23 protein-coding genes are annotated in these 22,951 nt (G+C 67.4%); 8 read left to right on the forward strand and 15 right to left on the reverse strand.

The genetic code is table 11. The features are described 5' to 3' along the window. Window positions 1–46 precede the first annotated feature (46 nt). The 3 genes from L0M17_RS13300 to L0M17_RS13310 are packed head-to-tail and all read right to left on the reverse strand — an operon-like array spanning window position 47 to window position 4,439. Window positions 47–2,692 (reverse strand): multicopper oxidase domain-containing protein, encoded by a 2,646-nt coding sequence (locus L0M17_RS13300; RefSeq protein WP_241054479.1) that lies wholly within the window; start codon window positions 2,690–2,692, stop codon window positions 47–49. Continuing rightward, on the reverse strand, window positions 2,689–3,768 hold the full coding sequence (locus L0M17_RS13305) for a DUF8744 domain-containing protein (protein ID WP_241054481.1): 1,080 nt from the start codon (window positions 3,766–3,768) through the stop codon (window positions 2,689–2,691). The genes L0M17_RS13300 and L0M17_RS13305 overlap by 4 nt, the downstream gene beginning before the upstream one ends. After that, on the reverse strand, window positions 3,765–4,439 hold the full coding sequence (locus tag L0M17_RS13310) for a helix-turn-helix transcriptional regulator (protein ID WP_241054483.1): 675 nt from the start codon (window positions 4,437–4,439) through the stop codon (window positions 3,765–3,767). The genes L0M17_RS13305 and L0M17_RS13310 overlap by 4 nt, the downstream gene beginning before the upstream one ends. Before the next feature lie 27 nt (window positions 4,440–4,466). Between L0M17_RS13310 and L0M17_RS13315 the strand changes: the two genes are divergently transcribed. The 4 genes from L0M17_RS13315 (at window position 4,467) to L0M17_RS13330 (ending at window position 7,107) form a co-directional block, all read left to right on the forward strand. Next, window positions 4,467–4,832 carry a DUF2249 domain-containing protein gene (locus L0M17_RS13315; RefSeq protein ID WP_241054485.1) on the forward strand — a complete coding sequence of 122 codons (366 nt, stop codon included), beginning with the start codon at window positions 4,467–4,469 and terminating at the stop codon, window positions 4,830–4,832. Window positions 4,833–4,967: 135 nt separating this feature from the next. Continuing rightward, complete coding sequence (locus tag L0M17_RS13320; RefSeq protein ID WP_241054487.1) at window positions 4,968–5,765, forward strand: ABC transporter ATP-binding protein; 798 nt, start codon at window positions 4,968–4,970, stop codon at window positions 5,763–5,765. Beyond that, the gene (locus L0M17_RS13325) at window positions 5,762–6,517 is read left to right on the forward strand and encodes an ABC transporter permease (protein WP_241054488.1); all 756 of its coding nucleotides are present in this window, start codon (window positions 5,762–5,764) and stop codon (window positions 6,515–6,517) included. The genes L0M17_RS13320 and L0M17_RS13325 overlap by 4 nt, the downstream gene beginning before the upstream one ends. A 2-nt stretch (window positions 6,518–6,519) precedes the next feature. Beyond that, the gene (locus L0M17_RS13330) at window positions 6,520–7,107 is read left to right on the forward strand and encodes a TetR/AcrR family transcriptional regulator (protein ID WP_241056446.1); all 588 of its coding nucleotides are present in this window, start codon (window positions 6,520–6,522) and stop codon (window positions 7,105–7,107) included. Between the two features lie 4 nt (window positions 7,108–7,111). On the opposite strand, the gene L0M17_RS13335 is transcribed toward L0M17_RS13330, so the two are convergent. From L0M17_RS13335 to dxr, 6 genes are all read right to left on the reverse strand, one after another. Further along, a complete protein-coding gene (locus tag L0M17_RS13335) occupies window positions 7,112–7,903 on the reverse strand; it encodes a hypothetical protein (protein WP_241054489.1) in 792 nt (263 codons plus the stop codon). A 144-nt stretch (window positions 7,904–8,047) separates the two neighbouring features. Further along, window positions 8,048–8,920, reverse strand: a complete 873-nt coding sequence (locus L0M17_RS13340) for a GNAT family N-acetyltransferase (protein WP_241056447.1) — start codon at window positions 8,918–8,920, stop codon at window positions 8,048–8,050. Further along, window positions 8,883–10,049 carry a flavodoxin-dependent (E)-4-hydroxy-3-methylbut-2-enyl-diphosphate synthase gene (ispG, locus tag L0M17_RS13345; RefSeq protein WP_241054490.1) on the reverse strand — a complete coding sequence of 389 codons (1,167 nt, stop codon included), beginning with the start codon at window positions 10,047–10,049 and terminating at the stop codon, window positions 8,883–8,885. The genes L0M17_RS13340 and ispG overlap by 38 nt, the downstream gene beginning before the upstream one ends. A gap of 25 nt (window positions 10,050–10,074) precedes the next feature. Continuing rightward, window positions 10,075–10,365, reverse strand: a complete 291-nt coding sequence (locus L0M17_RS13350) for a YciI family protein (RefSeq protein WP_241054491.1) — start codon at window positions 10,363–10,365, stop codon at window positions 10,075–10,077. A gap of 21 nt (window positions 10,366–10,386) precedes the next feature. Beyond that, entirely contained in the window at window positions 10,387–11,721 is a 1,335-nt protein-coding gene (locus tag L0M17_RS13355) for a M50 family metallopeptidase (RefSeq protein WP_241054492.1), read from the reverse strand. 24 nt (window positions 11,722–11,745) lie between these two features. Next, a complete protein-coding gene (gene dxr / locus L0M17_RS13360; RefSeq protein ID WP_241054493.1) occupies window positions 11,746–12,951 on the reverse strand; it encodes a 1-deoxy-D-xylulose-5-phosphate reductoisomerase in 1,206 nt (401 codons plus the stop codon). Between dxr and L0M17_RS22325 the strand changes: the two genes are divergently transcribed. The 4 genes from L0M17_RS22325 (at window position 12,950) to L0M17_RS13380 (ending at window position 17,774) form a co-directional block, all read left to right on the forward strand. Beyond that, complete coding sequence (locus L0M17_RS22325) at window positions 12,950–13,738, forward strand: DUF6318 family protein (protein WP_255732853.1); 789 nt, start codon at window positions 12,950–12,952, stop codon at window positions 13,736–13,738. The two genes, dxr and L0M17_RS22325, sit on opposite strands and share 2 nt — an antisense overlap. Window positions 13,739–14,130: 392 nt before the next feature. Continuing rightward, window positions 14,131–14,613: a hypothetical protein gene (locus tag L0M17_RS13370; protein ID WP_241054497.1), complete on the forward strand. Its 483-nt coding sequence runs from the start codon at window positions 14,131–14,133 to the stop codon at window positions 14,611–14,613. A gap of 169 nt (window positions 14,614–14,782) precedes the next feature. Further along, window positions 14,783–16,657, forward strand: coding sequence for an HNH endonuclease (locus tag L0M17_RS13375; RefSeq protein ID WP_241054499.1), 1,875 nt, complete (start codon window positions 14,783–14,785; stop codon window positions 16,655–16,657). A 10-nt stretch (window positions 16,658–16,667) separates the two neighbouring features. Further along, on the forward strand, window positions 16,668–17,774 hold the full coding sequence (locus L0M17_RS13380) for a DUF4062 domain-containing protein (protein ID WP_241054501.1): 1,107 nt from the start codon (window positions 16,668–16,670) through the stop codon (window positions 17,772–17,774). A 312-nt stretch (window positions 17,775–18,086) separates the two neighbouring features. On the opposite strand, the gene L0M17_RS13385 is transcribed toward L0M17_RS13380, so the two are convergent. The 6 genes from L0M17_RS13385 to L0M17_RS13410 form a co-directional block, all read right to left on the reverse strand. Then, window positions 18,087–18,317: a recombinase family protein gene (locus L0M17_RS13385; RefSeq protein WP_241054503.1), complete on the reverse strand. Its 231-nt coding sequence runs from the start codon at window positions 18,315–18,317 to the stop codon at window positions 18,087–18,089. Between the two features lie 584 nt (window positions 18,318–18,901). Beyond that, a complete protein-coding gene (locus L0M17_RS13390; protein WP_241054505.1) occupies window positions 18,902–19,723 on the reverse strand; it encodes an HpcH/HpaI aldolase/citrate lyase family protein in 822 nt (273 codons plus the stop codon). Further along, window positions 19,720–20,235, reverse strand: coding sequence for a MaoC family dehydratase (locus L0M17_RS13395; protein WP_241054507.1), 516 nt, complete (start codon window positions 20,233–20,235; stop codon window positions 19,720–19,722). The genes L0M17_RS13390 and L0M17_RS13395 overlap by 4 nt, the downstream gene beginning before the upstream one ends. Further along, entirely contained in the window at window positions 20,225–20,887 is a 663-nt protein-coding gene (locus L0M17_RS13400) for a CoA transferase subunit B (RefSeq protein WP_241054509.1), read from the reverse strand. Before L0M17_RS13400 ends, L0M17_RS13395 begins: the two co-directional genes overlap by 11 nt. After that, a complete protein-coding gene (locus tag L0M17_RS13405; RefSeq protein WP_241054511.1) occupies window positions 20,887–21,723 on the reverse strand; it encodes a CoA transferase subunit A in 837 nt (278 codons plus the stop codon). The genes L0M17_RS13400 and L0M17_RS13405 overlap by 1 nt, the downstream gene beginning before the upstream one ends. A gap of 49 nt (window positions 21,724–21,772) precedes the next feature. Continuing rightward, window positions 21,773–22,948, reverse strand: a complete 1,176-nt coding sequence (locus L0M17_RS13410; protein WP_241054513.1) for an acyl-CoA dehydrogenase family protein — start codon at window positions 22,946–22,948, stop codon at window positions 21,773–21,775. Window positions 22,949–22,951: the final 3 nt, after the last annotated feature.

Consider the following 22,951-nt stretch of genomic DNA (forward strand, 5'->3'; position numbering starts at 1 on the left):
TCCGTTCTGACTGTGAGCTCGACTGGCTCGAGGTGGGAAAGGTCAGCTACCAATGTAGCCCAGTCGTGACGCTGAATATGCCCTCAGCGCCCCGTTCGGCGTCCACCATGTAGTGGGTCACGAAGGGATAGTGCCCCGCCTCCGGGAAAGTGAGGTCCACATAGCCGCCCTGCCCCGGTGCGAGGTCCATTGCCTGTGAGGCGCCCGACCCGGGAGCGAGCCTGAAGGCTCCCTCGGCCCAGACTGTGGTGAACTGACCGCCCACGACGTGGAACGACGTCGGCCGGTCGGGCCCCGCGTCGAGGACCCAGACGCGGATCGGCTGGCCCGCCTCGGCCTGAATCGGCGCCTGCTTGTACTGGTCTGCGTAGCCGTTGAAGACGACAGCATCTGGCTTCTCCGCCGCGATCTTCGCGGGATCCGCCGAACCCGGCTGCCCGCCTGAGCCGTCGGTTGGCTGGCCGTAGTAGAGCTCGCTCTGGACGAGGACGAACTGCTGTGCAACCGGCGGGGCGTCGGGCGGGTCGATGACGACGGCGCCGAACATCCCGTTCGCGATGTGCAGCGACATCGGCATGGTGTCGCAGTGATAGAGCCAGATCCCGGGCGCGGTGGCCGTGAACGCGTAGGTGCCGGTGTTCCCCGGGGCGATGGTGCTCATGGGTCCGTCCGGCGCGAGCGATCCGGCGTGGAAGTCGATCGAATGGCCCATCGACGCGTGGTTGACGAGCGTGATCTCGAACCGATCTCCCACGTGCCCGTGAAGAATCGGGCCCGGGGCCGTGCCGTTGTAGGTCCAGAAGTCCTGCGTCACTCCGGGAGCGACGGCCCGCACGGTGTCCTGCACGGTGAGGGTGATCCGGTGCACCGTCCCTGGAAGGGCCGGCGGCAGCGCGGCGGGGTAGGGCGTGAAGGGTTGAGCGGCCTCGTTGATAGCCGGGTTGGCAGCCGGGGCCTCCCCCACATTGATCCTGAACGTCATGCCCATCTCCTTGTGCCCGACGACGGAGCACCACCCGTCGAGCCCTGTTGAGATGATTCCCGCATCGAAGTCGCTCGTCCCCTCCGGAGCCACGCGCTCGGAAGCCTTGCCATTGGCAAGGGTGAGATCGTGCGGGGTCGGGTCCAGATTGTGCAGATGCACGACGAGATGCTCTCCCGCCTGAACCGTGACGGATGCGGGGCTGAAGTGCATCCCGGACATCGTCACGTTCACAGTCGTCGTGTGCCCCGTCGGCTTCACCGACACATTGCCGGACGAAGCGCCTCCGCCACCCTCGGCGATGGACACAGCGGATGGATCCGCCGCGACTCCCGCCACCACAGCCGCGAGCAGGAGCGCGAGCCCGATCGCCCCCGAGCCGTACCGGGTCCGCGCCTCCATCGCAGCGGTTGGCTTACTGGGCGCCTTGCCACCTCGCGCTGTCCTCTCACCTGCTGTCAGCTCCCCGGCTGTCCGTTCCGCTGCTGTCAGCTCCGCTGCTGTCCGCTCCGCTGCTCGCACGACGAGCCACAGGGCCTTGACGACGAGCCAGAGGAACGCGCACAGCGCGATGAGGCCGACGGCCGCTGCGGCGACGCGCACAGTGCTGGGTACGGGAAGGACATAGAGGAGGACCGCGCCGTTGGCGGCCACCACCCGGAACCAAGCTGCGCCGTCGAGTGCCTCGGTCCGGAGCCGCACCGCCGCCGGGCCACCGCCGAGCACGACCGGCAGGAGGTAGGCCAGCGCGCCGAGGAGCACCTGCGCGGCGAATCCGGCGACGAGCACTGGCGTCAGCTCACCGAGCGCCCCATGCAGCGCCATCCAGTCGGGCTCGGTCACGCAGAGCACGAGGAGCCGGACGAGGGCGACGACGAGCCAGAGGATGGATGCCATGGCGCTGAGCGGCGCGAAATGCACAGGAGCCTTGCGAACCACCGTGCGAACGAGCGGGCCCGACGAAACGACGACCCCCGCAAGGTAGGCTCCGATGCCGAGAGCCGTAAGCCACTGTTCCCCGGCGAGCGCGCCAGCCGCAGCCGCCAGGACCCCAGCGAGGAGCAGCCAGAGCGCACGGCGCGAGGTGGGCTCCGCGGCGTCGTCTGCGCGGGTCCGCAGCATCGTGGGTAGGAGCGTCACAAGAGTTCCCAGCACAGCGAGTCCCACCCAGCCCAAGACATTGAGCGACTCGTGGGCCACGAGGATGCGGGCGTGCAGCTCCCCCGGCGCGCCGTCGTCCATCGATGCGAGTGCGGCGCCGGCCGCGGCTCCGAACGGGAGCAGCGCGCACGAGGCGAGGTAGTACCGCACGGTCGAGGCAAAGCGGGAGGGCAGGGCGCGGCGTGCGCGGCCCAGGATCGCGGCGCCGTGCCAGGCCGAGGCGCCCCCGACGGCGGCCGCTCCCCCGACGGTGAGCGGCCAGACCGCCAGGACGACACCGGCCATCGCGGCGGCCGAGCCTGCGTTCAACAGTATGAGCCGGGCCGCGAGAGGGCGCCGTGAACGAACCGGCAGCCTCAGCAAGGCCTCCGAGAAGTGCCAGCTGTAGACCATGATCGCGTTCGTCACGGCGCCTAGGACCGTCAGGTGCACAAGGAGCCAAGCGGACCCGGGAAATTGGCGATGCGCGAGGGAGAGAACGACGACGGCGCCGAGCCAGCCGAGTGTCGGGAGGTTGGCCCAGCGGTGCCAGACGGCGCGCCCGGTCATGCTCGCCCCCTGATGCCGGACCACAGCGCAACGGCAAGGAACGTCAGGACGGCGACCACGTTGCCCACGCCCCCGACCTGCCACGCCAATGACGATCCGCGCGCGTCACCGAACACGAGCCGTATCAGCAGCGTCGCATGAAGGAGGACCGCCGGAATCCACATGGCGCGTGAGTATGGGAGGGGCCGCCGTAGGACGGCGGGGAGGATGACCGGCGCGTGCGCCATGATCATCGACATCACGAAACCGAGGAAGACTGCGTGGAGGGCCGCGTCGTAAGCAGCGTCCTTCGGCGCACCCGGGACGAGCAGATACACCCCGCCCGCCACAATGAGCCACGCGTAGCCCGCGAGGAGGCAGGCGGCCACGAAGCGTGGGAGGCGGGTCGAACGCAGCGTGGCCCGCGCGACGTCGTACCGGAAGAGCCATCCTGCAAGGGCCAAGATCGCGAATCCCAGGATCGGGTAGCCCACGCCGGGCCACAGGAGCGTGGCTGCGCACGCCACGAGGAGCGCTGCCGAGATGGCGAGCAGGAGCGGCTCGGGCCAATCCCCGCGGATGCGGAGGCGTGCGAGCTCGAGGCGTTCGCCCCCAATCGTCAGGAGCATGAACACCGCGAGCCAGGGCACCACGGGATCTGTCGGCAGACCGCTTGCCAGCAGGCCTGCGGCGCAGGCCCCCGCCACCGTGCCGAGGGCTTGGACGAGGACGGCGGGGTCTCGCTGCCGGCGCCACAGCGGGACGTAGACGAGGACGAAGACGAGGGCCCCCGCGAGGACGACGGCGCGACCGGCCGCCGCCGTCGCCGGGGCGAGTTGCGCGAGACTCCCCAGGGCGAGCAGCGCGGGGGCGGCGTACCCCCACGGGCGCCGGAGGGCTACGGCGCGTTCGAGGGCGATGAGTGTCCCGACGAACCCGAGCGTCATGAGTTCCCCGTGGGTTGCCGGGAGGTCCGGAACGGTGGTCACGGTAACGGGTGCCGGGATCCGGAGCAGGGTGAGCGCAGCGTCGAGTCCCGTCAGCAGTGCGGCTGCCCCGAGGACGAGGAAGACCATGCGGGGCCAGACGCGGGTCATGGAAGCCTCAGAAGGCACGCGCCGGGCTCTGCGAACGGTTCGAGTTGGGAAGGCAGTTCGCCGTGGCCGAGCAGCCGAAGCGCTTCCTCGACGAGCCCGGCGTGAACGGCGCAGACGACGTCGGAGTGCACGCGGGCCGCTGCGAGCAAGGGGCACGTCACAAGGCGAACGGCGTCGCCGGACGCGGGGGCCTCCACGCCGAACCCGAGGCCTTCGAGTTCGGCGACCACTCGCCGTCGTGCGTCGCGCGCCGGGACCCGCTCAGCGGATGGTCCGAGCGTGCCGCGAGCCCAGCGCGCCCCGGCGTCCTTCCCTGCCGCGACCGGATCTGGAGCGAGGCGTGCAATCTCCCCTGCGAGAGTGGCGGCGAGGGCCGCGTACGGCGCGGAGGCCTCAGGTGCCTCGGCCGCGCGGTAGAGCTTTGCAGGCCTACCGCGTCGCGTCGTGGTCGCGGGGGCGTGGGTCGCTAGGCCCTCCAGCACGAGCGCTTCGAGGTGCTCGCGCACCGTGTTCGAGTGTTGGCCGGTCTCCCGGGCGAGCTCGTCGACAGTGCACGGCACGCGTCTCGACCTCAGCAGGTCCAGAACGGCTGCCCGTGCTGTCGAGAGGGGACGGGCAGGCGTCGGCGCCGCCGGCGCTGGCCCGAGAGGATCGGCCTCACTATTTTTCACGGAATTTATTGTAGTAAAGTTTCGGGCATGGACATCTCCCCCACTCCCTCCTCCCGCCTGCTGCCCATCCTCGGACAGTCGCCCGAGATCGATGCGGCCGCCCCTGTACACGAGCACGGCCATGAGCACGGCCATGCCTGCGCCTGCGGCGAGAGCGACCCGGACGGCTACCCGGAACTCGATGCGCGCCTCATCCCCCACGCGATCCGCCACGCCACGATCTTCGGGGCCCTCGACTCCCTGACGCCCGGGAAGGGCCTCGTCATCACGGCCAACCACAATCCGCTGCCGCTGCTCGCTCAGGCCAAGCAGCGCTACCCGGAGGGAGCCTTCGAGGTGAAGTACCTCGCCGAGGGCCCCGAGGAATGGATGCTGCTCTTCGAGCGCCACTGAGACGCGCGCTGTTCGAAAGTCGGCATTGATCGAAAGTCGGCATTGACGGGCTCCCGGGTCGGACCTAGCCTCTATTCATCAGCTGATGATTCATCGACTGATGAATTAATAGCCTTCCGACGCCGGGAGCCCGCCATGTCCCGTACTCCTTCCCACGCCTCCGCCCCGCCGCCCGCCGTCGAAGCGGAAAGCCTGCTCGTCCGGCTCCGCCACACTGAAGTGCTCCACGGCCTTACCTTCTCGGTCCCGAGCGGGCGCGTGACCGGCCTCCTCGGCCCATCCGGGAGCGGAAAGAGCACGCTCATGCGCGCGATTGTGGGGGTTCAGCGCATCGCCTCCGGCACGCTGACCGTTCTCGACAGCAAGGCCGGCGCGGCGGCGCTCCGGCCCCTGATCGGCTACATGACCCAGGACGCGGCCGTCTACAGCGACATCACGGTGCTCGACAACGTTCGCTATTTTGCGTCCCTCCACGGCCGCAGCCGCGCCGAGGCGCGGGAGGCGGTCACCGCCGTCGGCCTCTCCGGCTTCGAGAAGCGCAAGGCGGCCAACCTCTCGGGCGGCCAGTTCAGCCGGGTCTCCCTCGCCTGCACGCTCGTCGGTCACCCAAAGCTGCTGGTCCTCGACGAGCCGACAGTCGGCCTCGACCCCGTGCTCCGGGTCGACCTGTGGGAGCGCTTCCGCGCCCTTGCCGACGCCGGCACCACCCTGCTCGTGTCGAGCCACGTCATGGAAGAAGCGAGCCGCTGCGACTCCCTCCTGCTCTTGCGGGACGGGCACCTCCTCGGACAGCTCACCCCGGACGAACTGCGTGAGCGAGGGCGAAGCCAGGACCTTGAGCAGGCGTTCCTCGGCATCATCCAGACCAGCGCATCGGGCAAAGAGATCGCGCAGGCCAAAGAGAGGGCATCGGCCAAGGAAGGTGCGGCATGAACCCGCGCATGCTGGCGGCAACGACGGCGCGCGTCCTCAACCAGCTACGCCATGATCCCCGCAGCGTCGGGCTGATCCTCGTCGTCCCCTCGGTGCTGCTCGCCGTCGTCTACTGGCTCTACGAGAACGAGACGCTCCCACCAGGGGCGCCGCGGACGTTCGACCGCATCGGCCCGATCATGCTCGCGATCTTCCCCTTCGTCATCATGTTCCTGCTGACCTCGATCACGATGCTGCGCGAACGCACATCGGGCACCCTTGAGCGCCTCATGACGACGCCGATCCACAAGGCTGACCTGCTCTTCGGCTACGGCATCGCGTTCTCCCTCATGGCGGCCCTCCAATCCGTCGTTGCGACGGCCGTCGCGTATTGGGTCTTCGGGCTCGACATCAAAGGCAACGCGGCGTTCGTAGTGCTCGTCGCGGTCGTCAACGCCGTCCTCGGGGTCTCCCTCGGGCTCTTCTGCAGCGCATTCGCCCGGACGGAGTTCCAGGCTGTCCAGTTCATGCCGGTCGTAGTCATCCCGCAGATCCTCCTCTGCGGTCTCTTCGTGCCGCACGCACAGATGACTGACGTGTTCCAGGTCCTCTCCGATTGGATGCCGCTCACGTACTCGGTCAAGGCCCTCCAGGAGATCACGGCCAATGCCGACGCGACCGGGGAAATGTGGCGGGACCTCTGGATCATGGCGGGGGTACTGGTCGGGCTGCTGATCCTCGCCTCTTTCACGCTGCGTCGAAAGTCCTCGTGAGGATGGCGCGCCCGAAGGGCCCTTCCGACCGCCGGGGGGCCATCGTCGCCGCCGCGACCCGGCTCTTCGCCGAGAACGGGTACGACGGCGTGAGCCTGCGCCAGATCGCGCGCGAAGCCGGCGTCGACGCCGCGCTTGTGCACCATTACTTCGCGGGGAAGGAAGAACTCTTCGCCGCGTCGGTCGCGCTGCCGATCGACCCCGAGGTGCTCCTGGCCGGCGTCGATGAGCAGGTTCTGGCCGAGCGCGGCAGATTCGTCGCGCGGGCGATCGTGCACCTGTGGGAGGGCCCCCAACGCCATGCTTTGGCCGCCTTCTTCCGCTCGACAATCAGTTCGACCTCACGTTCGCGGCTCCTTGCCCACCTCGTGCGCCGGCGGATCATCGCCCGCGTCGCCGAGGGCCTTCCGGGCGACGACGACGAGCGGGAACTCCGCGCGTCCATGGCAGCCTCTCAGGTCGTCGGCTTCATGATCGCGCGCTACGTTGTCGGGCTCGAACCGCTCGCGTCCCTCCCTGCCGAGGACGCCGAGCGGCTCCTCGCTCCCGCTATCCAGCGGCACCTCACGGGGCCCCTGCCGAAGGGCTGAGCCTCTAGACCGGCGCCGTTTGCGCCTCGACTGCGGCCAGCGTGGATCCCAGCAAGTCCTCGACGCGCTTCACGGAAGCGGCTGAATCGGCATCGGGTGCCGAATAGGTTGCCACGACCTCGGTTGACCCCTTCACGGCGACGATCGTCACGGTGTGCTGGGACAGGCCGGACGCATCAAGCACCGCGGCCGAGCCATAGGCCGTCGATCCGGGCACGGTGACGGCCAAGGGCCGTGCGGACGCGTGCACCGCGATCCCGCTCACGGTCACGGTCATCTCGGAACACTGCGCGACGGCGGCTGGGTCGAAGTTGAGCGCAGACTTCATAGCAGCGAGCGATCTGAAGCTCAGTGCTCCGAGCGAGAGCGAGTTCACAGTCCCGGGCTGCGTGGAGACCACCATCCCCATGTTGGCCTCGGATACCGCCTTGGAGAGGTCTAGGTGGAAGACGTCGGCGCAGCTCGCGGGTACGACATCGAGCTGCTTCATGAGCTGCTGCGTCCGGGGTAGGACCTGGAGGATCTGGTCTCGGTCAAGAATCTGGCCGTTCAATCCTTCCTGGGAATTGATCTCCGTGAGCGCCGTCGCGATCTGCTGGGCAGAATACGCACCAGGGGTGGGCGTCGGCGTCGCGGTTGGCGTCGGTGTTTGCAACTCGATCGGCGCCCTCGTCACAGCCGGGCTCGGACTTGAGCCGGCACTTCCGCCCGACGTCGGCGCGGCGCAAGCCGCGAGCAGGAAGACGAGTGCGGCAGCCGCCGAAGCGTGACGAATTCCGAGCCGAAGCATATTCATGATGACCTTCCCCCAGAGGCCGATGTGTCAGTGGCCACAGCCTAAAGGGAAACGGCATTCATGAGAAGAAGCGGTCAGAAGAAGGTGTGGGAGCGCCCGAACGAATTCAGAAGGATGCCCAGAATCTCAAAACAATACAGAGTCTCAAAACAATACAGTCGCGAACGTTCCCACGCGCTCGAAGCCCACGCGCTCGTAGCAGGCCTTGGCGCGCTCGTTGTAGTCGTTGACGTAGAGGCTCACGATCGGGGCGAGCTGGCGGGCGAAGCCGACGACGGCGGCCATCCCGCCGTTGCTCAATCCCAGTCCGCGATGCGCGGGGGCCACCCACACGCCCTGAACCTGGCTCGCCGCCGATGAGACGGCCCCGAGTTCGGCTTTGAAGATGACCTCGCCTTGGTCCCCGAAGCGTGCCATCGAATGGCCTTGCTGGATGAGCTGCCGGACTCGTCGATAGTAGTTGTCGCTGCCCCCCGCTACGGGCGAATACCCGACCTCCTCCTCGAACATCGCCACGCATGCCGGGGCGACGGCATCGAAGTCATCGAGCGTCGTCACCCGCACGAGCGAGTCGGGGCGCACGCTCGCTCCGCCCTCGATGGCCATGAGCGGCTGCACGGGCCGGACTTCCCGGGCGCGGGGACCACCCAGTCCTTCGTAGAGCGCGAGAGTGGGCTCGGCCGGCCCGAAGATTGATGCGAAGCGACGATTCGCACCGCGGATGACCTCGGCAAAGGCGGGAGCTGCCTCTTCCTGCATGCCGACCGGGACGATGTTGGCGCCAAGCCAGCATGCGCTCACGAGCCGCCCGTCGCCGTCGTACGCGCCAAGGATCTCAGCGCCACTCTGGGTGGGCGCCGCCGAGCCAGCGGTGAGGAGGTGTGCGGCTATGAAGACGTTGGCGACCGGGTCGAGGGCAGCAAGCTCGCAGAGCTCGAGGGTGTCCTCGTGCCCTAGCCTGCGAATCAGCGGGTCTCGTCTACGAGACGGTGACCACGGGGCCGCCCGCTGAAGCATCTTCGCCACCGGCCTCCCCCATCTCCTCAGCGATCTTCATCGCCTCTTCGATCAGCGTTTCGACGATCTCGCTCTCAGACACGGTCTTGATGACCTCGCCCTTGACGAAGATCTGGCCCTTCCCGTTGCCGGAGGCCACGCCGAGATCAGCTTCGCGGGCCTCCCCGGGACCGTTGACGACGCAACCCATGACGGCCACACGGAGCGGGAAGGTCATGCCCTCGAGGCCAGCCGTGACCTCCTCCGCGAGCTTGTACACGTCGACCTGGGCGCGGCCGCACGAGGGGCACGAGACGATCTCGAGCCGGCGTGGCCGGAGGTTGAGGGACTGGAGGATCTGGATCCCGACCTTGACCTCTTCGACTGGTGGTGCCGAGAGGGAGACGCGGATGGTGTCACCAATCCCCCGCGAAAGGAGGGCGCCGAATGCCGTCGCGGATTTGATCGTTCCCTGGAAGGCAGGGCCCGCCTCGGTCACGCCGAGGTGCAGGGGCCAATCGCCCTGCTCGGCGAGAAGCTCGTACGCGCGCACCATGACGACGGGGTCGTTGTGCTTGACGGAGATCTTGAAATCGTGGAAGTCGTGCTCCTCGAAGAGGCTCGCCTCCCAGAGGGCGCTTTCGACGAGCGCTTCCGGGGTCGCCTTCCCGTACTTCTTCAGCAGCCGCGCATCGAGGGAACCGGCGTTGACGCCGATGCGGATCGATGTGCCGTGATCCTTCGCGGCCTGCGCGATCTCCTTGACCTGATCGTCGAACTTCCGGATGTTGCCCGGGTTCACGCGGACCGCCGCGCACCCGGCCTCGATCGCGGCGAAGACATACTTCGGCTGGAAGTGAATGTCCGCGATGACCGGGATCTGGGATTTCTTCGCGATGATCGGGAGCGCTTCGGCGTCGTCCGCCGACGGACACGCGACGCGCACGATGTCGCATCCCGCGGCAGTCAGCTCAGCGATCTGCTGGAGGGTCGCGTTGATGTCGGTGGTCGGCGTCGTCGTCATGGACTGGACGCTGATCGGGTACTCGGAGCCGACTCCCACCGCACCGACATGGATCTGCCGCGTCTGGCGCCGTGGGGCGAGGACTGGCGGCGGGGCGGCTGGCATTCCGAGGCTGACCGAAGTCACGAGAACTCCTTGCTGAGGGGTGTTTTCAGAACTGGGAGGCGAGGGGGCCCGTTACTGGGTTCCACGCCGTAGCAGAGGACTCCGCAAGCAGGCCTTCTACCGCGAAGGGGTCCTGCGCCAGCAGCGAACGGAGGGCTTCGGCGTCGTCCGCCTTCATCAGCAGGAGCGCCCCGGTGCCGTCCTCGTACGGGCCGCTCGCGAGGAGCTGCCCCTTGTCCGCGATGCCCGCAAGCCACCCGCGGTGGTCTGGGCGGACTTCGTCCCGGCGGCTGGAGGTGGAGGCATCGTAGCGGTATTCAACGGCAAAGACGGTCATGGGTCCAGCCTATCGCTCCGCTCAGCCGAAAAGGTTCACGGGCTTGACGATATCGGCGTAGATGAGCAGCACGCTCATCGCGATGAGCACGCTCGCTACGGCATACGTGAGCGGGAGGAGCTTCGCGATGTCGAAGGGTCCAGGATCCGGGCGCCTCCGCCATGACGCGAGACGGCGACGGACCCCTTCGTAGAGCGCACCCGCGACGTGGCCCCCATCGAGCGGGAGGAGCGGCACGAGGTTGAAGACGGCGAGCGCAAGGTTGACGCCGGCGAGAAGGCCGAACAGCGTCGCGATGCGTGCCGAGAGGGGAACGTCCTGGAGCGAGGCAACTTCGCCAGCCACGCGCCCGACGCCGACGACACTCATCGGCCCGTTCGGATCCCGGGGCGCGCTGCCGAACGCCGCTTGGGCGACGCCGACAACGCGCGCGGGGAGATTGACGACGACGCCCGCGACTTGGGCGATGTTCTGCCCGACGGCGGGGAGGACCGACGTCGCCGGCTGAGGAGTGAGCGCCTGCCGCGCGCTGATGCCGACGAAGCCGGATTCGGTCGTCTGATAGCTTCCATCCGCCTTCTTGACGGGCTGCCCGTCCGCCCCGTAGACAGCTACCGAGTTGAGGACCGGGGAGATCTTGAGGTCTACGTTCTTGCCGCCACGGTCAACCGTGATGGCCACGGTCTTGCCCGCCGAGGCGCGGATCCACGTGCTCATCTGGTCCCAGCCGGTGACCTCCTTGCCGTCGAAGCGCACCACGGTGTCCCCCGGCTGGAGGCCTGCAGCGGCAGCTGGGGTCTTGGTGCAGGTCGACGTATCGGTCGCTGTCTGCTGCTGATTGGCGGGGACCATGCACGCTGACACGGAGGCGATCTGGTTCGTAGGTTCCGCGATGCCGAAACCCATCAGCACGATCGCCGTGAACAATATCCCGAGGAGGATGTTCATGGCGGGGCCGCCGAGCATGATGATCATCTTCTTCCAGACCGGGAGCTGGTAGAAGAGGCGGCCATGATCCTCGGGCCGAACTTCCTCGTGCGCTTGGTCCCTCGCTGCCTCAGCGAGGCCTTGGAACATGCCCGTGCTGGACTGCCGGACGGAACCGTCACGCCGGTTCGGCGGATACATGCCCACCATCTGGACGTAGCCGCCGAGCGGCAGGGCCTTGACGCCGTATTCCGTCTCGCCCTTCCGCTTCGACCAGACTGTCGGGCCGAAGCCGATCATGTAGCGGGTGACGCGCACGTTGAAGAGCTTCGCGGGCAGGAGATGCCCGACTTCGTGGAGCGCGATGGATACGGCGATCCCGATGGCGACGAAGACGACGCCGAGGATGAAGAGCACTGTGGGGTTCACGAAAATCCTGTTCTGGCGGCTGGCTCAGCTAGCCAAACGCTCGTGGGCCCGCTTCCGTGCCCATTCTTCGGCCGCAAGCAGGGAGTCCACAGTCAATTCCGAGGATCCGTTGTGCTCCTCCAGAACTGACTCGACGGTATCCACGATATCGAGGAAGCCGATCCTGCCCGCATGGAACGCCTCGACCGCCTCTTCGTTGGCCGCATTGAAGACTGCCGGGAACGTGCTCCCCTGCTTCGCGGCCCCGCGCGCGAGGTCGACGGCTGGGAATGCCCCGGAGTCGAGCGGCTCGAAAGTCCAGGCAGTGGCTTGCGTCCAGTCGCATGGACGGGCCGCATGCGGAACGCGCTCGGGCCAACCCAATCCCAGCGCTATGGGGAGCCGCATGTCGGGTGGCGAAGCTTGGGCAATCACGGCTCCGTCAGCGAACTGCACCATGGAGTGCACGACTGACTGCGGGTGGACGACGACGTCGATCGCCTCGAGCGGGACCCCGAACAACAGGTGGGCCTCGATGAGCTCCAGGCCCTTGTTGACGAGCGTCGCTGAATTGGTCGTGACGACCCGGCCCATGTTCCAGGTCGGGTGATGGAGTGCCTCAGCCGGGGTGACACTCCGCAAGTCCTCCCGGCTGCGTCCGCGGAAAGGGCCGCCAGATGCCGTGAGAATGAGCCTCTCGACCTCGTTCGCGCGCCCCGCGCGGAGGCACTGTGCAATCGCCGAATGCTCGGAGTCGACGGGCACGATCTGTCCCTCGGCGGCTGCACCCGTCACGAGGGCGCCGCCCACGATGAGGCTCTCCTTGTTCGCCAGTGCGAGCGTCGCGCCCGAGGCGAGGGCTGCAAGCGTGGGGGCGAGACCGATGCTTCCCGTGATCCCGTTGAGGACCACGTTGGCGCGCCCCGTGGGCCCGCTCCATTGGGCGATGCTGGTCGAGGCCTCAGGGCCCGCGAACAGTTCGGGCATGTAGCCTGTCACGCCCTCTGCCTTCGCAGCGCCCGAGATCAAGCTGCGGAGCTCGTCGATGCTGCCTTCTGCTATCCCAACTGCTTCGGCGCGTGTGCGCACGGCTTGGAGCGCCAGCAGCCCGAGGTTGCCTCCCCCGGCACTGAGCGCGGCCACACGGAAGCGGTCCGGAGCACCGTCGACGACGTCAAGCGCCTGGGTGCCAATGCTGCCCGTGGAGCCGAGGATGATGACGGAGCGCTGCTCGGAAGCCGGGTTCTGCATGTCACCAGTAAACCCCACTGAGGTGCCGCATCAGGCGACCTCAGTGGTCGGAACCGTGGTGCCGACCCTTGTTACTGTCGCCGGAACTGCTCGGCCTACTTGTTGTTCGACCCCTCCCTACGGGACGGCCGTCCGGGCAACTGATTTGGGGGATGTCTTGGCGCTGCGTCGTTTACTTGCTTGTTTTCTGCTATTCGTGTGCCTGCTCGCAATCCCGGCGTGCGGAGCCCCGGCGGATGCCAAGGGCGGTCCTTCGCCCTCCGATAGCGCCACGGAGCCGACGGCGGCCAGCTCCTCGTCAGGCCCTTCCCCCGACCCTCGACCCACACCCGCCAGCTCTCGCGGCCCCGCCCGCAACGTGCCTCCGCCCGTGCTGCCGGAGGCCGCGAAGCAGAACACGGCGGAGGGCTTCGAGGCGTTCACGCAGTATTGGTTCGACACGGTCACCTACGGCTTGGAAACCGGTGACTCCCGCCCCCTCCGTGAGATCTCTTTGCCAGAGTGCAAGATGTGTGCGTCCTATTTGGCGACTATCGAGAAATCAACCAGCTTAGGAAATTGGAGCGTGGGCCCGAAATGGACTGTCTCACATTTCACCTCTGACCTGATTCCAGACCCTGCAGGACGCCGTGCGGCATTCTTCCAACTGGACGAATCGTCATCGACCGATCATGGCGCGAATGGGACGGACACCACCCATAGCGGCGGCACAGAGATGGCTCTTCAAGCGATCTACGCCGTGTACAAGGATGCGCTCTGGCTCACAGCAGAGGCAGGAGGTGCATGATGACTTTGACGACGGTGATCCTCATGCTCGGTGTCACGGTCGCTTCCTCGATATCTGCCGCTTCCCCCGACGATGATCCTTCAACCACCTGGGGAAGCAGGAGCGCCGAGGTTCACGCGGCGACCGATGGAAGAGTGGTCTACGCCTTTCCTCCGCCACCTCCTGGAGCCGCGGATCCCTATCTCTACAGCTATAAGCCAGCGTGTGGAGGGACCGGCGCCCCAGCTCCCGTACGCCTTTGCCAGAAGATCAACGCCGAATGCGCTGTGCGGCCCCGAGGCCAGATGGTCGTGTGGTTCCGGGCCAGTCGCAGCAATCCTTCAGCGCTTGAGCGACTGGATGAGGCGTGCATGTACGACGGTGTTCCTCCTGAGCGTCCGGGTGGGGGTCTGGTGGTGTCGGTGACGCAGCGGCAGTTGCGGGAGCTGCCGATCGCGCCGGCGGGGTTGGGGGTGCAGCCGGGGCGGGACACGCTCAAGGGTGCGGAGACGAATGTGTACGCCGAGCCGGCGGGGCAGTCGTTCCGGGTCACGGTGCTGGGCCGGGGGGTGGAGGTGCGGGTGCGCCCGGTGGGGCACCGCTTCGACTACGGGGACGGGGCCGCCCTGGACAGTGCGGCCCCGGGCGGGCCGCTCCCGCAGGAGCGGTGGGGGGAGAAGACGGTCACGAGCCACGTGTACAAGGCGACGGGGGACTACCTGGTGGGGCTGGTGAGCGTGTTCGCCGGGGAGTTCTCCGTCGAGGGCGGCCCGTGGCAGCCGATCGCGGGCACCGCGGAGGTCCCCACCCCGCCGCGGCCGGTCTCGGTGTGGCGCTCGGAGGTCAGGCTCTACGCCGAGGACTGCAACGCCAACCCCGAGGGCGAGGGCTGCTGAGCCCGCCGGCCGGCCTGATCTGCCTTCCCCGGGGCTTCGGGACGGGCACCGGCTGGGGCGTGTCGGCTTCCCGGTGCCGCCTCCGAGGGCGGCCCTCGACGGCGGCCCTTGAGGGCGGCCCTTGTTTTGTCGGAGGTCCTCCGTAGGCTCGGGTCAGAGGCCGGGGGGAATGGGACTTTCCGGCGGGACGGGGGGTGACGGGATGGGCGCGGAGCCGCACGCGGCCGACCACGGGCGGCCGGACGTCTGCCCGGAGCCCTGCCCGGACTTCTGGTCAGGGGGCTGGACAGAGGCCGGAGGCTGGGCCGAGGCCGGAGGCTGGACCGAGGCCGGAGGCTGGACTGGCCCCCTCCCCTCCGAGGCCGTCCCCTCAGGGAACCCTGCCGGCATCACCGCCGCGGCCGTTCCCTCCGAGATCATCCCGTCTAGCGTCCTTCCCTCCGCCGCCGTCCCCTCCGCCGCCGTCCCCTCCGCGGCCGTTCCCTCCGGCACTCCCTCGGACACGGTCCCCTCCGAGGCCCTCCCCTCCGTGGCCGTTCCCTCCGACCCCCGCCAGTCCGAGGCCGCTCCCTCCGGGGCGGTGCAGTCCGTTGCGGTGGGTCCGTCCGGGGCCGGAGACGCGATGGCGTTCTCGGAGGAGATGGGGTTCTCGGAGGATGTGCCGGGTGGGGGCTGGGCGGAGCTGGTGGTGCTGGACGAGCCGTCGTCCTCGCGGCTGCACGGCTCGGTGGGCCTGCCCGCGGCGGCGTCGCTTTCCGCGGCGGAGGCGCTGGCGGTGGTGGAGTGCGCGGAACGGGTGATCGGCTGGGCGAGCGCGGCGAAGCTGGAGGCCCTGGCCCGGCTCGGGGCGGAGGAGCCGGGCCCGCGCAGGGACTGCCAGCCCGTCCGGCTCGGCGGGGCCGAGGCCCACGCCCTGGCCGTCGCGGAGGCCGCCGCGGCGACCGCGGTGTCCGAGGCGGCCGCGGCCCGGCTGCTGAACGAGGCCGCCGACCTCGCCTCCCACGCCCCGGAGGTGCTCGAGGCCCTCAGGGCCGGGCAGGTCTCGCACCAGCACGCCCGGGTGATCCTGGACCAGGCCCGGACCCTGCCTCCCGGGGCCGCGGCCGGGTTCGCCCGGCAGGGCCTGGAGAAGGCGCTCACCCGGACCGGGCGGCGGCGGACCCCGGCGGAGCTGCGCACGGCCCTGCGCCGGCTGCGGGAGCGGGAGCACCCCGAGAGCCTCCAGGCCCGGAAGAAGGCAGCGGCCAGGGACCGCGGGGTCTGGTTCGCCCCCGAGCCCGACGGGATGTGCACCCTGACCGCGTTCCTGCCCGCCGAGGCCGGCCTGGCCCTCTACAACGGCCTCGACACCGACGCCCGCACCGCCCGCAGCACCCTCACCGCCACCGCCCGCACCGGTTCCGTGGGCACGGCCGACGCCGGTGCCGGTGCCGGCGCCGGCGCCGGCGCGGATGCGGGTGCCGACGCGGGTGCGGGGCTGTCGGGGGCGTTCCGGGCGGCGCAGGAGGAGCGGACCCTGTCCCAGCTGCGCGCCGATGCCCTCCTCGCCCGCCTCCTGGGCGTGCCGGACCCGGCCTTCCCCGGCCCGTTCCGGCCCGAGGTCACCGTCACCATCCCCGTCCGAACCCTCCACCCCGCCGAAGGCGACACCACTACCAGCGGCGAGGGAGGGCGCCCGGCGGCCGCCGCGGCGCTCAGCGTGCCGGAGCCGGACCCGGCGGGGGCGTGGTTCCCGGAGCTGGAGGGGTACGGGCCGATCGACCCCGCCACCGCCAGGCGCCTGGCGTCCCTGGCCCCGAGCTGGGGCCGGCTCTTCACGGACTGGGACACCGGGGAGGCCCTGGGGGTCGGGCGCAGCGCCTACCGCCCGCCCAGGGCCCTGCGCCGCTACCTCGCCCACCGCGACGGCGGATGCCGGTTCCCCGGCTGCACCCGCCCCGCCAGGGCCTGCGAACCCGACCACACCACCGAATGGCAGCACGGCGGCAGAACAGACCCCGACAACCTCGCCACTCGGCAATACGTCCCCACCACCGATGACTAGGATCAACTTCATGGAGCGACGCGAACAAGTATTCGTCAGTTCAACCTTCTTGGACCTGAAGGAAGAGCGTCAGGCCGTGATCCAAACCCTTATGCAGGCGGACTGCTTCCCCGCTGGCATGGAGCTGTTCCCGGCCTCGGACGACGAGAAGTGGGATCTGATCAAAAGGGTCATCGATGACAGCGATTACTACATTGTCGTTCTAGGTGGCCGTTACGGATCGACTGACGATGAAGGTTTGAGTTTCACCGAGAAGGAATTTGATTACGCGGTGCATTCGAGCAAACCGGTGATGGGATTCGTTCACGGCGCGCCAGAGCAGATCCCGGTCGGTAAAACAGACCTCGACGACTCCGCCCGAAAGCGACTTTTGGCCTTCAAGGCGAAGGTGGAAACGAGGATGGTCAAGTACTGGACCACGCCTGCCGACCTCGCTGGGGCCGTCGCCCTGTCCCTTATACAGACTCGAAAGACGCACCCCGCTGAGGGGTGGATCCGGGCGAGCAACGCCCTCACGCCAGAAGTCGAGAAGGAATTGGCTGAACTGCGTGCCCAAGTGGCGACCCTAGAACGTGCGGCAGACTCCCGCGAGAACGAGGCTGCTCGCGCGGCGGCAACGCAAGAGCTCGCTCAAGGGAATGATGTCTATAAAATGCCCACGCTCGTTCGCTACTGGACGAAGGAAGATACGGCGGCTGAGACTTTCTACAAGAATCGCCGGAAGGCCTTCTTCACAACCGTCGATGTCACCTGGAATGAGATTTTCAATGAAATTGGGCCGCTCATGATGAATGAGGCGAGTGAAGACAAACTGGACCAGAAATTGGACGAGGTCGCGTATTTATATTTGCAGGAGCCCATCCCAGAATCGCCGACCGACCTCGGAAGGTTGTCGGAGGTAGAGGCTGGCAGCGATGTCGTTCACGACGTCAAGGTCCAATTGTTCAGCCTGGGGCTCATAAAACAGAGCGACAAGAGGCATGCCGTGCAGGACCACAATCACTACTGGACGTTGACATCAGACGGCAGAGATTCGCTCATGCGTCTTCGGGCGATTCGCAGGGATGAACAGCCTGAGGAGGGCCGGGCGGCGGAGCCGCCCCTTGACTTGAAGTAGCAACATAACTCGGGGCCTCCCGCCGATGTGGGGGACCACGGACGGTAGACGCACATGCCCGCCGGTCCCATGCTTGAGTTGGCGTGGGCCCGTTTTGAGGCGGCTTGCCGCCGGACCCGGCCACGCTGGGCCCCCTCCGATATGGCAGTCGCGGCGAGTGCAGCGGGCTCGTCGTCTGAAGCCCGTCTCTGGTGAGCACGGCGGCGGGTGCGGGGCTAATGACATGCATGTAGTTCGGGTGTGATGATGTGGGTGCGTCAGCTCGCGGACGTTGGGTGCACTCAGAGCCCAATAGAGACTTTGCGAGGGTGGTCAGCTGGGAGGCCGGAGCAGCACATCCGTGTTCGGAGTGCCCGAGAACTCGGGCCGTGCTTTGCCTTTGAAAGCACTTAGGTCGTTGTCGACGTACTCCTCGCCCACAATCCAGCCGCGCTCGGCGGCGAGCTTGCGGCAGTCCTCCAGCTGCCGCTGGACTCCCAGACCCTCTCCCGTCTGATCTGAGGAGATGCGGGCGTAGATCGCGGCTGAACGTGGCGTCGACATGGGGTGATATTAACGACGTGTGGCTAACCTCGCCCTGCTGTGCCGAAAACACCACGCCCTCAAATCCATCGGCGCCTGGACCTACCACCACCAACCAGACCGACACCAACCACAGGGGCGATGCCAACCCGACGGCCGGCACCAACCACAGGGGCAATGCCAACCCGAAGTGCAGCACCCACCAGAGGCGCGGCGCCAGCCCCACCCCGAGGAACCGACCGAGATCGCCGCACCCGGACTCCCGAACGCGCCCGGACTCCCGAATGCGCCCGGGCTCCTGAAATGGACCTCACCCCTGGGACGGACCTACATCAGCGAGCCTGCAGAGCGACAACCCATCGCCCGCCACGGCACACCCCAACCGTCACCGGACGCCGACCAAACGCGCCCTCATCGGGAGCAATCACCAGCGGCGAACACCCCGCCAACGACAGACGCCCCACCGACTGCCCACGTAGCACCGAACCCACCGCCCGCAGGCGAATTGCGGACCGCGAGCGAGGCAGCGCGTCTGAATGAACCGCCACCATTCTGACAACATCCAGAATCCGCCGCGGAAAAGCACCGGAGGGAAGCTCTCCTCGCTAGACGCCTGCGCACCGCAGCACGGACTCGGCATGCCTCAGGATTGGTCCGTCGATCATGCGCCCCTGGTATTGGAAGACACCCGTACCAGCTGCCTCGGCTGCGGCGAGAACTTCGCGGGCAGCAACGACAGCCTCTTCACTCGGCGCGTAGGCCTCACGGACAACTGCCACCTGGCTTGGGTGGATGCAGGCCTTGGCTGTGAATCCGGAGGCGGCGGCATCGGCTGATTCTGCGGCGAGCCCGGCAAGATCAGGTATCGCGGTGTAGACGGCGTCGATGGCAGTTTTGCCGAACGCACCCGCCGAAAGCAGCACGGTCGAACGGGCGTGGAGGGCTACGGCGCGATAGCCGCCGTCGTCTGCCCTGCTTGACGTGCCGCCCAAGGAAGCGACGAGATCCTCGGCACCCCACATGAGTCCGACGACGTTCGGCTCGGCAGCAAGGCCCCCAGCATTGAGCACGCCGAGTGCGGTCTCGCACAGTGCGATGACTTCGAAACCGGCGAGCCGACGAACCTGTTCGACACTCTCTGCCTTGGCCAGCATGACCGTGCGGTACGGGGTGGCGGCAAGGGCAGCGAGATCCGTCTCGAACTCGGCGGTCGACGCCGCGTTGACGCGCACGAGCGTTCGCGCTGGATTGAGGGGCGCGGCCGCCAAATTCTGTCGCGCGCGCTGTTTTGCATCCGGCGCGACGGCATCCTCGAGATCGAGGATGACGGCATCGGCACGGTCGGCCGCCTTGGCGAAGCGCTCGGGACGGTCAGCTGGGCAGAACAGGAGAGCCGGGCCCATGGTGAAGGGGGCTGCGAAGGTCATCTATGGGCATCCTTGGTCCACATGAGGCACGTGCGTTTGGCACGGGCGACGACGACGCCGTCCTGATTGCGGCCCGTGTGCTCCATCGTCACGATGCCCTGACCGGGACGGGACGATGACAGCCGCTTCTCGACGACGATGGTTTCCGTGTAGAGCGTATCGCCGTGGAACAGTGGGTGCGGAAACGAGACGTCGGTAAGGCCGAGCTGCGCGACGATAGTGCCCTGGGTGAGCTGAGCGACCGATTGTCCGACCACCGTCGCCAGCGTGAACATCGAATTGACGAGACGCTGTCCGAAGGGCTGGCCAGCGCTCCACGCCGCATCCAAATGGAGAGCCTGGGTATTCATGGTCAACGCTGTGAAGAAGACGTTGTCCGCCTCAGTCACGGTGCGGCCAGGACGGTGCGCGTAGACCACTCCCTGCTCGATCTCGTCGTAGTACAGTCCCCGTTGCTCAATGAGGCGGGGCTGGTCCCCGTTCGGCTGGTCCCGGTTCGCGTCAGGGCTCATTGTCGTGGATCTCCACGTCGAGTTCTGCGTCGGTCTTCGCGGCGACCTCGTCCTCAGTTACCCCCGGGGCGAGCTCCCGGAGCACGAAGACCGAGCGCTCTCCGTCCCGGACGACGTCGATGACGCCAAGGTCGGTGATGATGCGATCCACGCAGCCGGTGCCGGTGAGGGGGAGCGTGCATTCGCGCAGGAGCTTCGACTTCCCCGTCTTGTCCGTGTGGTCCATCATCACGATGAGCTTTTTCGCGCCGAAGACGAGGTCCATCGCGCCACCCATGCCTTTGACCATCTTTCCGGGAATCATCCAGTTCGCGAGATCACCGCTCTGGGAAACCTCCATCGCGCCCAATACCGCGACGTCGACATGGCCGCCCCGGACCATTCCAAAGGAAGTCGCCGAATCGAAGAACGCGGCGCCTTTCTTGACAGTCACAGTCTCCTTGCCGGCATTGATGAGGTCCGGGTCGAGCTGATCCTCGGCGGGATAAGGGCCTGTGCCGAGAATGCCGTTCTCCGAATGCAGCACGACCTCGATCCCGTCAGGGATGTAATTCGGGATGAGAGTCGGCATGCCGATTCCGAGATTGACGTATTGGCCGTTCTTGAGTTCGCGCGCCACGCGCGCAGCCAGTTCATTCCGCGACCACGGCATCAGGAGGCCTCCCCTCTCGACTGGCCGGCTCTCGACTGGCCGCCGCCCGTCGCGTCGGCTCTCGACTGGCCGCCGCCAGTCGCGACCGTCCTCTTCTCGATCCTCTTCTCCCCCAGCGGGCTGTCGGACGGCACATGCACCACGCGCTGGACGAAGATCCCGGGCGTATGGATCTGCTCGGGGTCGAGTTCCCCCGGTTCAACGAGTTCCTCGACCTCAGCTATGGTGACCTTCCCCGCCATTGCACAGAGCGGGTTGAAGTTCATAGCAGTCTCGTGGAAGACGAGGTTCCCGTGCCGATCCCCCTTGAGGGCGTGCACGAGACCGAAGTCGGGGGTCAACGACTCCTCGAGCACGTACTCAGCGCCCTTGAAGGTGCGCACCTCCTTGGGTGAGGATGCCTTCGCGACCTTCCCTTCGGCGTCGTACTTCTGCGGCAGGCCGCCTTCGGCGACCTGAGTTCCGACCCCGGCGGAGGTGTAGAAGGCGGGGATGCCGGCTCCTCCGGCCCTCAGTTTCTCCGCCAGGGTCCCCTGCGGTGTGAGGACGACCTCGAGCTCACCCGCGAGGAACTGCCTCGCGAACTCCTTGTTCTCGCCCACGTACGAGCTCACGGTGCGCCGTATCCGGCCAGAAGAGAGGAGGACGCCGAGACCCCAGTCGTCGACGCCGCAGTTGTTGCTGATCGTCTCGAGGTCCTTTGTGCCCTGCCGGAACAACGCGTCGATGAGGCCGACGGGGATTCCGCACAGCCCGAAGCCGCCGACTGCGAGCGAAGCCCCGTCGGGGACGTCCGCTACAGCCTCCTCGACCGTGGCCACCACTTTGTCGATCACAGACCCTCCTTCAGAATCTGGCTTCTAGGTGTACGCCTTGGCACCCAAGTTACAGCCCCAGCTCCCGTGCAATCAGCATGAGCTGCACCTCGGTTGTCCCCTCCCCCACTTCGAGGATCTTCGAATCCCGGTAGTGGCGCGCCACGGTGAATTCGTTGATGAAGCCATAACCGCCGAATACCTGAGTCGCGTCGCGCGCATTGTCCATCGCGGCCTCTCCGGCCACCATCTTCGCAATCGCCGCCTCGGTTTTGAATGGCTTGCCCGCGAGCATTCGGGCAGCAGCGTCGTAATAGGCGAGCCGAGCTGTATGCGCACGCGCCTTCATGCGGGCGATCTTGAATTGGATCGCCTGATATTTGCCGATAGCCGTCCCGAAGGCGTTCCGCTCCTTCGCGTACTTGACCGAGAGGTCCACGCAGCCTTGGGCCGCGCCGGTCGCGAGAGCGGCGATGGCGATGCGGCCCTCGTCGAGGATCGAGAGAAAGTTGGCGTACCCGCGGCCGCGCGCGCCGAGCAGGTTCTCCTCCGGCACCCGAGCGTCCTTGAAGGAGAGCGGGTGGGTGTCCGAGGCGTTCCATCCGACCTTGTTATAGGGCCTTTCGGGGCGAAACCCGGGAGTTCCCGAGGGAACGATGATCGTAGAGATCTCCTTGCGGGTGGTCCCATCGTCCCGCTGCTCGGTGCCGGTCACCGCGGTCACGGTGACGAACTTGGTGATGTCCGTCCCGGAGTTCGTGATGAACTCCTTCGCGCCGTTGATCACCCATTCGCGGCCGTCTGCCCCGTCCTCGAGACGCGCGGACGTCTTCGTCCCCCCGGCGTCCGAGCCGGCTTCGGGCTCAGTGAGCCCGAACCCGGCAAGCGCGCGCCCCGCGGCGAGTTCCGGCAGCCAAGTCTCCTTCTGCTTCTTGGTCCCGAACCGGTAGACGGGCATCGCGCCGAGCGAGACTCCCGCCTCGAGCGTGATCGCGACCGACTGGTCCACTCGCCCGAGTTGCTCGAGAGCGAGGGCGAGCGCGAAGTAGTCGCCGCCCATGCCGCCGTACTCCTCGGGAAACGGAAGGCCGAAGAGACCGAGCTCACCCATCTGGGCCACGATCTCGTAGGGGAAGCTGTGTTCCTCGTCGTGTCGCTGGGACACAGGCGCAACGACCTCGTCCGCGAACTCGCGGACGGTATCGCTGAGTTCCCGGTATTCGTCGTCGAGTTGGAAGTCGACCATGAG

The sequence above is a fragment of the Sinomonas terrae genome (assembly GCF_022539255.1).
Classification (GTDB): domain Bacteria; phylum Actinomycetota; class Actinomycetes; order Actinomycetales; family Micrococcaceae; genus Sinomonas; species Sinomonas terrae.

What these genes read in the sequence shown, in the direction of transcription:
- L0M17_RS13315 (WP_241054485.1), top strand. Translation starts at nt 4,467, where the DNA reads ATGGACATCTCCCCCACTCCCTCCTCCCGCCTGCTGCCCATCCTCGGA.
- L0M17_RS13325 (WP_241054488.1), top strand. Translation starts at nt 5,762, where the DNA reads ATGAACCCGCGCATGCTGGCGGCAACGACGGCGCGCGTCCTCAACCAG.
- L0M17_RS13350 (WP_241054491.1), bottom strand. Translation starts at nt 10,365, where the DNA reads ATGACCGTCTTTGCCGTTGAATACCGCTACGATGCCTCCACCTCCAGC.
- L0M17_RS13305 (WP_241054481.1), bottom strand. Translation starts at nt 3,768, where the DNA reads ATGACCCGCGTCTGGCCCCGCATGGTCTTCCTCGTCCTCGGGGCAGCC.
- L0M17_RS13390 (WP_241054505.1), bottom strand. Translation starts at nt 19,723, where the DNA reads ATGACCTTCGCAGCCCCCTTCACCATGGGCCCGGCTCTCCTGTTCTGC.
- dxr (WP_241054493.1), bottom strand. Translation starts at nt 12,951, where the DNA reads ATGCAGAACCCGGCTTCCGAGCAGCGCTCCGTCATCATCCTCGGCTCC.
- L0M17_RS22325 (WP_255732853.1), top strand. Translation starts at nt 12,950, where the DNA reads ATGTCACCAGTAAACCCCACTGAGGTGCCGCATCAGGCGACCTCAGTG.
- L0M17_RS13335 (WP_241054489.1), bottom strand. Translation starts at nt 7,903, where the DNA reads ATGAATATGCTTCGGCTCGGAATTCGTCACGCTTCGGCGGCTGCCGCA.
- L0M17_RS13410 (WP_241054513.1), bottom strand. Translation starts at nt 22,948, where the DNA reads ATGGTCGACTTCCAACTCGACGACGAATACCGGGAACTCAGCGATACC.
- L0M17_RS13300 (WP_241054479.1), bottom strand. Translation starts at nt 2,692, where the DNA reads ATGACCGGGCGCGCCGTCTGGCACCGCTGGGCCAACCTCCCGACACTC.
- L0M17_RS13395 (WP_241054507.1), bottom strand. Translation starts at nt 20,235, where the DNA reads ATGAGCCCTGACGCGAACCGGGACCAGCCGAACGGGGACCAGCCCCGC.
- L0M17_RS13330 (WP_241056446.1), top strand. Translation starts at nt 6,520, where the DNA reads ATGGCGCGCCCGAAGGGCCCTTCCGACCGCCGGGGGGCCATCGTCGCC.
- L0M17_RS13375 (WP_241054499.1), top strand. Translation starts at nt 14,783, where the DNA reads ATGGGACTTTCCGGCGGGACGGGGGGTGACGGGATGGGCGCGGAGCCG.
- L0M17_RS13385 (WP_241054503.1), bottom strand. Translation starts at nt 18,317, where the DNA reads ATGTCGACGCCACGTTCAGCCGCGATCTACGCCCGCATCTCCTCAGAT.
- L0M17_RS13340 (WP_241056447.1), bottom strand. Translation starts at nt 8,920, where the DNA reads ATGCTTCAGCGGGCGGCCCCGTGGTCACCGTCTCGTAGACGAGACCCG.
- L0M17_RS13400 (WP_241054509.1), bottom strand. Translation starts at nt 20,887, where the DNA reads ATGCCGTGGTCGCGGAATGAACTGGCTGCGCGCGTGGCGCGCGAACTC.
- L0M17_RS13380 (WP_241054501.1), top strand. Translation starts at nt 16,668, where the DNA reads ATGGAGCGACGCGAACAAGTATTCGTCAGTTCAACCTTCTTGGACCTG.
- L0M17_RS13320 (WP_241054487.1), top strand. Translation starts at nt 4,968, where the DNA reads ATGTCCCGTACTCCTTCCCACGCCTCCGCCCCGCCGCCCGCCGTCGAA.